This is a genomic window from Bartonella sp. TT119HLJHH (assembly GCF_042193385.1).
Taxonomy (GTDB): domain Bacteria; phylum Pseudomonadota; class Alphaproteobacteria; order Rhizobiales; family Rhizobiaceae; genus Bartonella.
In genome coordinates this window covers 8786-16800 of record NZ_JBHILS010000005.1, presented here as the reverse complement: position 1 = coordinate 16800, position 8015 = coordinate 8786, and the positions used below count along the sequence as shown (strand labels likewise).

Below are 8015 nucleotides of genomic sequence, written 5' to 3'. Positions count from 1 at the left end.
TGAGAAATGCAAGAGCCGTACAACGAAAAAAGAGATGCAAAGGCCTTAATACGCGTTTAGCTTATAAAAAGGGGGATATAATGGCACTTTTTCCATTTTCTATTGCTGATATTGATGATCCGGAATGTATTCGTGTGGTTCTTTATGCTAGCGGAAGAATGGGACATGCTCCTTTAAACGCATTGTTGAAGAAAGCATATGAAGATATTACAAAAATTGTAAAGCGCATGGATGCTTTAGAAAAAAAATTAAATGCTCTAGATCTTACCAATGTCGAACAGAAAAAAAATGAGAAAGAAGAGAAGCAAGACAGTATTAATAGTGTTGTGAGTGGTGGAATAACGACATCAAGCAGTATTGTGAGTGCACCAGACATTAAAATAGAATCATTGTCCGCTGGAGACATCGTTTTTTCTCCAATATACGATGCGCCAAAAATAGACTACAGCTCCTTTTTTTCAAAATTTACAGCACATAAGCCGCTAAAAATACACAGTAGTGTTGCTCAAGACATCAATGTTGAGCATTCTGGAAAGATTTCTTCTTTGTTAGATAAGGAAAAATAGAATAGAGTGATCATAACAATATGTATCGGGTGAAGCTATAGATCAGATAAACCTAATTTATATCTTCGGTGGAGCCTGAAATTGCACTTTGTTTGAGATGTTAAAAAATGGTAAAAATTGATAGAGAAGCGTTGTTGCTGGATAAGTTGATCATGCGTTGTTGGGGAGAGTAGGGCGCATATTGAAATCTAAGGGTAAGTTTTTAAAGCCTACAGAGTAAGGAGCTATGCCCAAATAGAAACGCATGGCAAAAGAAGCTTTAAAAAGATAAAAAATCTTGCAATCATTTTAAAAAGCTTTTGGATAGAGCGTTTGATGATTTTAAATCTATAAATAATTTGCGGTTTTTACGCTTTTTAAAAAGAGAAAAAGTGCAGTTTATCGCAATTTTAATTTGTTAAAAATCCCATAAAAAGAAAATGTTAATTGCCAAAAGGACAAAAGCAGAAAAATGCCTATACGAAAATCATGCGTATCGTTGTGTCTTTTCTTATAAACGAAGAGAAATGCTATACTGTTTAAGAAGACTTGAAGGCTAAAGGTTCACTTGTTTTCTTGTCATATAAGATGGTATAAGCGGTTGTTTGTCTTATCCTGCTTATGCTGTAAAGGCTGTCCTTTCAGGTGTGATGATATAAGGCAAGCCTCTTTGTAAGAGCCTCCATGATACAAAAAATGTTTTTTAAAAGGCGTGGCAAATATTTAAGGCAGGCTTATTTGTTGAGCTTTAAGTTTAAGTCAATCACATGTGAGAAAGCCAAATGGACACTGCTCAATCCGAGCTGTTGATAGATCAGATTGGGTGAAGAATCTTCATCTTTTGAAGTGGTGGATGAAAGTCAAGAAAAACCAGCTTTTACAAGCGTAAAAGAACGGGGCTTATTATAATTATGGACTTAAATCATGTGTGTTTTTTCATGGATTATATTGAGATAAAGCTACAAAGTATGTTGATTTATTTGATACGTTTTTATTTTAGAAAGTGCATTGTTGTAAACAACTCTTCTCAATACGAATGTATCATTATTTATACTCTTTTTGGATATTTTTATAAATATAATTAAAAAGCTTGCAATACTATACGTTTTGTGTATAAGTATTTATTACTGATTTCTTTTGTATTTTATTTAGTTATATCTCTATTCATAAGCCGCGCCATTTAAAGGCGCGGCTTTTTTACTTTCTAATAACAGGGGCGCTATATATTTGTTATTGAGATGGCTTTGGATATATTTCTCATTATTGTATTTTGTGATTTCGTTTTGCTGTGAAATCTTTAAATTCTTGTGTGTTTTATCCCAATAGGGAAGATTCAAATAAAAATGCAGGCGTCTGGGTTTGGTTTCTTTGCTTTGGTTGGGGAGGCGTTGAATAGTTAAAGAATCTTTGTGACTGTTTGACGGAGAATGATATGAGGTGAAGTATAAAATGGTGGCGCATTTGAAGGGCTATTATCATACATGCCAGCATGGTCAAAAATGCAAATGTGTCTTTAACAGTGTTTGTTGGTCTCGATTAGAAAGTCCATTCTTTTTTTGTTAGGAGTTTTACATCTATAATCTCTTATCTTGTGTTAGCGACTGCTTTTTGAGGGGGAGGAAATAGAAGGCGTGTAAGATTTTATATATGAAGTGTTTGTGTGGTGAATAATGGTCAATCCATTGAGCACTCCCATCTTTACGCTTATGTAGAGGCAAGCCCGCACCATCATTGTATTTGCTCGCTCCCAATATTACGACAGCCTTGGTTCGTGAGACGATTCATAAGAGGCATATGCCTTTCTTATACAGTTTTTAATCCACATACCAGTTCCGCTTGTAACTTGTAAGCAACATGGTTTTGATTGTTTCAATAGAAAACAAACTTCTGATGAGAGAATCCTATGGTGTTCGGGTTTCTCATTCAACATGTAAAACAATAAATATTCTTTATAAATCAATATGACATGTCTTAACGAAGACGAATTGTTTATAGATCCGCATGGATGAAGAATCTTCGTCTTTAAAGGTGATGAGAGAAAATCATCAGCCCTATTTTTTCATAAAGGGCATGAGAAAAGTACTTTACAAGAATTTTATACGATAAAAATTATACGATAAAAAAAGAGGGGCTTTTGACATAAGAGTCTTGATCGTTTGTTGCTATAACCTGTATTGTGTACACAAATACTTCTATCATTTTTTGCTGTAAAAGCTTCTCTTGGGATGTTAAAGGGTACAATCTTTATGGAAAAAAGAATCCGAGCAAGACAAAAGGCTTATTTCAAAAGATTATATCGCAAGATTGCTTTTGTTTGCATAATACTTTTTTGTATAGTGTTTTTGTGTTTTGTTGTTGCTAAGGTGGTTAGTTATTTTTCTTCTCATAAAAAAGTAACACAACAAGCAGCCGTTGAATTGGTTATTCCTGTTTTTGATCTACGCGTATATTGCAAGGAAATTTCTGCCTCCGTTATGCCCGATATGAAAAGAGAGGTTTATCAGCATTGTCTTAATTTGGAAAGTGAGGCCTATTTTGCTATTCGTGAAATGTGGGATAAGCTTTCTGATAGTGCTAAAAAACAATGTTTGACGAGGGTCCGTCCTGGGGATGGAAATTATTTTCTCTTACGAGACTGTTTTCTGAATGAAAGAGAAAATAAAACAGGCAAAAGGCGCAATTACTTTTAAGTTTTTATATGGAAAGTTAAAAGGATGCGAATTTTGATAAAAAGATAAAAGCCTCTTAAATGACTATCTGCCTCATGACCAATAGCAGCTTGATTTATTTATCTTGTTATATCGCACTTCTTATTTAAGGTGTGGCGACATAAGGTATGGATGGCCTCCTTGAAATGTTTAAGGGGGCGTGGTGGAGTTTCAGGAGGATTTGTTGCGCTTTTTTAAGGGAAATAACGAGTGTGGGAAATCCATTTCGTAATGGTTCTGGTGAATGGTATAATCCTCATGAAATGTATGAAATTTATAGAGTATGTTCATCTTTATGGTTTGAAAAAGAGTAAGCCGGTACTATCTCACACTTTGCTTGCTCCCAATGGTGTCTCTCGACAGCCCTTTAGCCTTAAAGACGGTTCATAAGAGGTACTTTAAGTCTTTTTTATTGTTTTTACTCCACGCAGGTTTTCCCACGTGTAACATGCAAGAAAAAAAGATTGATTCAACAGAAAACAGATAGAAAATGAAAAATCCTACGGTATTAAGTTTTCTTACTTAACACAACAAATATGAATTATCATTATAAACCAATTCACTGTACGAATTTTATAAGAATTTTTATTGTTGACAGATCAGTGTGACTCGAGAATCTTCGTTCTTTGAGGGGGTAAGTCAATAGACGTGACAAAATGAGTAAAAAACTTCCTTTTATAAACATTCAAGGCTGCTTCATGCGTAAAACGCTGTGCTAGGTTTACAAATGTGCTTGTTTTATAATTCTAGTTTTCTTTATCAGAAAAGATAAGAGAGTAAATGCGTTAGGCCATTCTTATTGATAGGCTTTGAGGAGGGGCTTTTTTTGAGAAGAAGCTGATTTTTAAAAAAGTGTGACATATTGGTCAGTTTTTTCATAATTTTATATTTTTTTGTATTTAAGTATTTTGTTTTTAAGCTCAATTTGTTATAAATAAAGACTGTGATTAACTTAAAAAGTCTATGGGTTAAAATAGAAATTGATAGTATCGTTGGCTTATTTAGGAAAGAAGATTGATCTCTTGGTGATTATAGGGCTTGAATAATACTTCATGTTAATCTATCTATAAAAATCAAGAGGTTTTGTGAGGCGATCGTGGATTATCGCTCGCAAGGGGTTGCTTTAGCGATGAAGAGAGGCTATATTTATAAAATAAAGAGGTTCGCGCAGTGACTCGTTGGGATGGACGTGCTTGAGAGTTAAATGCACGAGGGGGTAGAGAATATCGGCGTTTTTAGGAGCGGTGGTTTTAGAGCAAAAAAGGAAGCTTCTAATACTCTCTGGCAGGATTTTTTTCTTTGTCAGGTGTGTTATATGTGTGTTTTCCTTTGTTGTTTTCCACAAGATAATTATTTTTTTAGTGAAATATGGTTTATTTTAAAAAAAACACTTGGCATTTTACGTGAACATCATTAGGTTTCTGCTGTTTGACAGAGAAAAAGGGAATTTTTGATTTACGATTTCCCTGCTGTTTTGTGATTTTCAAGAAAATATATGCTTTTATCAATATCAGTAGGGTTCGTTTGAGTGAAATAAACGCGGATAGCTTGATAATCGTATGTTAAACATGATTAGCATTATCAAAAGATAATGCAATGAGGAAGAGTCAATTAAGACACACATAAGACAAACACTCCAAAAAGGGATAAAGATGAGGCCACAACAAAATAGACGGGTACGCGGTCGCAATAATAACAATAATGGTAATAACAATAATAATCGTCGCGGTCCTAATCCGTTGTCTCGCAATTATGAAAGTAGCGGTCCGGATGTTAAAATTCGCGGGAATGCTCAGCAAATTGCCGATAAATACATAAGCCTTGCGCGTGATGCACAAGGTGCAGGTGATCGTGTTATGTCGGAAAATTATTTACAACATGCCGAGCACTATTTGCGTATTATTTTAGCAGCAGCTGGGCAAATGTCTCAATCGCCTCGGCGTGATGAAAATCGTGGTGATGAAAACGAAAATCGTGATGAAAACAATGGACAAGAATGCGGTGAAATAAATCTTGACGGTGAAAAAAATGATACTGTTGAGAGTGATACAGATGTATTACAAATGTCATCGCAAAAAAATGGCAATGGCCAATATGATAAAGTGCAAAATGGAGATGCGCGTGAAAACGCTTTAGAGACTCTATCGGATGAAAAAACAGATCAAGAGCACTGTCTCTCTGAGAAAAATGTTGAACCCATCAAAAAAACACGTCGTTCTCCCCGTCGACGTACTGTACGCACTCAAGATGAAGCATCTTTTGAGCTTTCACTCACAACAGCAGAAAGCTCTAGCAATGGAGATGCATCAAAAGTGACAAAAGAGGATTCTTCCTTGCCTGAATTAGGTGAGGGGATACAGAGAAAGACGCGCCGTCGCCGAGTGGTTAATCTTGAGGCAGAGGAAAATGTTTAAACCCGAAGGTTGCTGTGTAGCGCGAGCGTGGTGATGTTATTAGTATTATGATAGTAAATTGTATATACTCAAGAAGCCTCTTGCGCTTTCTTTGAATTTTCACGGGCAGTATCAGGAATTTAACAAGGGGTGTTGACGGAAAAGATGGCCTCTTTGCTGGGGATAGGTGAAGGGATAAAGAGAAAGACGTGCCATCGCTCAAGTGGTCAATCTTGAGGCAGAGGAAAATGTTTAAACCCGAAGGTTGCTGTGTAGCGCGAGCGTGGTGATGTTATTGGTATCATGAATGGTAAATTGTAATATGCTCAAGAAGCTTCTTGCGCTTTCTTTGAATTTTCACGGGCAGTATCAGGAATTTAACAAGGGGTGTTGACGGAAAAGATGGCCTCTTTGCTGGGGTAGGTGAAGGGATACAGAGAAAAATCCGCCCGTGTATTTTAAGAGTCCGTTCTTTTATGAAGAACGAAATGTCGTTGTTTATTCATACCTCGCGTTTAAAAGAAATATCTTGCGAATGTCTTCAAGTCTTATTTCGCGACGATACTCATGAATACTATCATGTGAAATCTATCGGCTATCTTTGCTTAATACAAAATGCAAACTGGGGGTTATTGCTTTAATTTTCTCATTTTCAATGTTGCAACTGCTTTTCCTTTGGCGTTTGAGATCGTTTATAAGAGGTATTTTGTTTATATGTTTCTTTGCTGTGATATGTGAGGAAATGATTTTGATGAGCTTCATCATAAATAGATTTGAGATGAGAGAATCTTACGGTATTTGAGGCTTTCGTTTGGCTTGCAAAAAAATGATCATTATAAATCAATGTGTTGAAATTTTATCCTCAAGAAAATGCATTTCTTGCATCTTCTTTTGATTTTCGCAGGTGATGTCAGTTTTCTTAAAAATGGGAATGTGTTGACAGAAAAGATTGTCTCTTTGTTGGGGATAGGTGAAGGGATACAGAGAAAAATCCGCCGCCGCGTGGTGAATATTTTTAACCTTATCACATTGATTTATCATGATCATTGTTTTGTATGTTGGGCGAGAGCCCCTAAAACCCTATTCTCTCTTTTCAAATTTGTCCCATGTTGAATCAAGCAAAATCATTCGCTTGCACGTTGCAAGCAGGGAGAAGCCTGTGTGGGTAAATTTTATAAGAAAGGAATAAAATGGCTCTTATGAAATCTCTCTCTCGTGCCAAAGGGGGGCGTCACATCCACAAGCTGGTAAAGCGTGTGATAATGCCGGCTTGCAGAAAATGTTTAAACCTTCAGAATGCTATGTCAGCGCTTATTGATGTTGGCTTGCTTAATGAGGCGTTGTTGTCGATATTTTTTCTGTTGTTTCAACAGAAAGAATGGAGACAAGTGCACCGGTATGATAATTGTAAATCATAAATTTTGTTTGTCCATCAGGGGTTAAAATTTTCAGTACAATATTGTGCTCTGAGAGGCTTTGCGACAAAATTTGTGTTTTTTCTGGTAGAGAGAGCGTATGATGGATAACGTGTGGGTTTTTGCTGAGAGAAGAAGATCGCTCTGTTTGTTTTGGCGCTGATCCCGTTGTTATCACTTTATAAACAATTATAAATAGTACGGTCAGAATAAGGAAGAGCGTTATTAAAACGGAAATAATCATTAACCCCATAAGTTTTTTTCTCACCCGTTCTACAGCAGGATCTAAGGGGAGATCTTGAGGCAGAGTACTTTGCTCTGTGTGATGGTCTTTTGAAGGGTGCATTCGCTTATTATCTATCATGTCTTCCATTGATTATTTTTTTGAGATCTGATGGGTTTATGCTTTTAAAGTTTTTTGTGCAAGAGATTTGTGGAAGAAGAACGCAGAAGAGAAGGCAATGTTGGTAAAATGTCTTCTTTGTGGACTGTAGACAGCTTGTCCTTTACGTTTTGGCTTTTAAGCAGGAAATTTCCATGGTTTGTTACAGACCAGATCAACTTTACTTCTTGTTGATGTAAATTGGGGTGTACGTTTATACATTGGGCAAAAATTTGTTGTCCATAAAGTGCAAACTTTTTTGTGGACGGTATCATGGCTTGTTCACAGGCTTGAGCCGTTGGGTAGGTTTTAACCATTGTATTGTTTGAATAGCAACTGTTAAAATCATCTGTACATGAAACCAATAAGAGGATAAAAACAAGGGGGTTCATAAATTATTTTCCAAACAACAGGTTGACAGCATAGACTCGAATTTGTCAGCCTAGGGGCTTCTTCATTGTTAAACGTTTTCAAAGTTTTTTAGTTCCCAAGCGCAGTTCCCAAGCGCAGTTCCCAAGCGCAGTTCCCAAGCGCAGTTCCCAAGCGCAGTTCCCAAGCGCAGTTCCCAAGCG

At 36.4% G+C, this 8015-nt stretch carries 5 protein-coding genes; 3 read left to right on the top strand and 2 right to left on the bottom strand.

The annotated features are described in order from the left end of the window. The first annotated feature begins 80 nt into the window (after positions 1–80). The 3 genes from ACFIJL_RS03865 (at position 81) to ACFIJL_RS03855 (ending at position 5667) form a co-directional block, all read left to right on the top strand. Positions 81–566 carry a hypothetical protein gene (locus tag ACFIJL_RS03865; RefSeq protein ID WP_375622706.1) on the top strand — a complete coding sequence of 162 codons (486 nt, stop codon included), beginning with the start codon at positions 81–83 and terminating at the stop codon, positions 564–566. Positions 567–2791: 2225 nt separating this feature from the next. Further along, positions 2792–3235 carry a hypothetical protein gene (locus ACFIJL_RS03860; RefSeq protein ID WP_375622704.1) on the top strand — a complete coding sequence of 148 codons (444 nt, stop codon included), beginning with the start codon at positions 2792–2794 and terminating at the stop codon, positions 3233–3235. Between the two features lie 1670 nt (positions 3236–4905). Continuing rightward, the gene (locus ACFIJL_RS03855; RefSeq protein WP_375622702.1) at positions 4906–5667 is read left to right on the top strand and encodes a DUF4167 domain-containing protein; all 762 of its coding nucleotides are present in this window, start codon (positions 4906–4908) and stop codon (positions 5665–5667) included. Between the two features lie 1308 nt (positions 5668–6975). On the opposite strand, the gene ACFIJL_RS03850 is transcribed toward ACFIJL_RS03855, so the two are convergent. Both ACFIJL_RS03850 and ACFIJL_RS03845 read right to left on the bottom strand, forming a co-directional pair. After that, the gene (locus tag ACFIJL_RS03850; RefSeq protein ID WP_375622700.1) at positions 6976–7425 is read right to left on the bottom strand and encodes a hypothetical protein; all 450 of its coding nucleotides are present in this window, start codon (positions 7423–7425) and stop codon (positions 6976–6978) included. A gap of 44 nt (positions 7426–7469) precedes the next feature. Continuing rightward, complete coding sequence (locus tag ACFIJL_RS03845) at positions 7470–7835, bottom strand: hypothetical protein (RefSeq protein WP_375622698.1); 366 nt, start codon at positions 7833–7835, stop codon at positions 7470–7472. Positions 7836–8015 lie beyond the last annotated feature (180 nt).

Bases quoted from the DNA above. Each gene is read 5' to 3' on its own strand.
- ACFIJL_RS03865 (WP_375622706.1), top strand. From the start codon at position 81: ATGGCACTTTTTCCATTTTCTATTGCTGATATTGATGATCCGGAATGT.
- ACFIJL_RS03860 (WP_375622704.1), top strand. From the start codon at position 2,792: ATGGAAAAAAGAATCCGAGCAAGACAAAAGGCTTATTTCAAAAGATTA.
- ACFIJL_RS03855 (WP_375622702.1), top strand. From the start codon at position 4,906: ATGAGGCCACAACAAAATAGACGGGTACGCGGTCGCAATAATAACAAT.
- ACFIJL_RS03850 (WP_375622700.1), bottom strand. From the start codon at position 7,425: ATGATAGATAATAAGCGAATGCACCCTTCAAAAGACCATCACACAGAG.
- ACFIJL_RS03845 (WP_375622698.1), bottom strand. From the start codon at position 7,835: ATGAACCCCCTTGTTTTTATCCTCTTATTGGTTTCATGTACAGATGAT.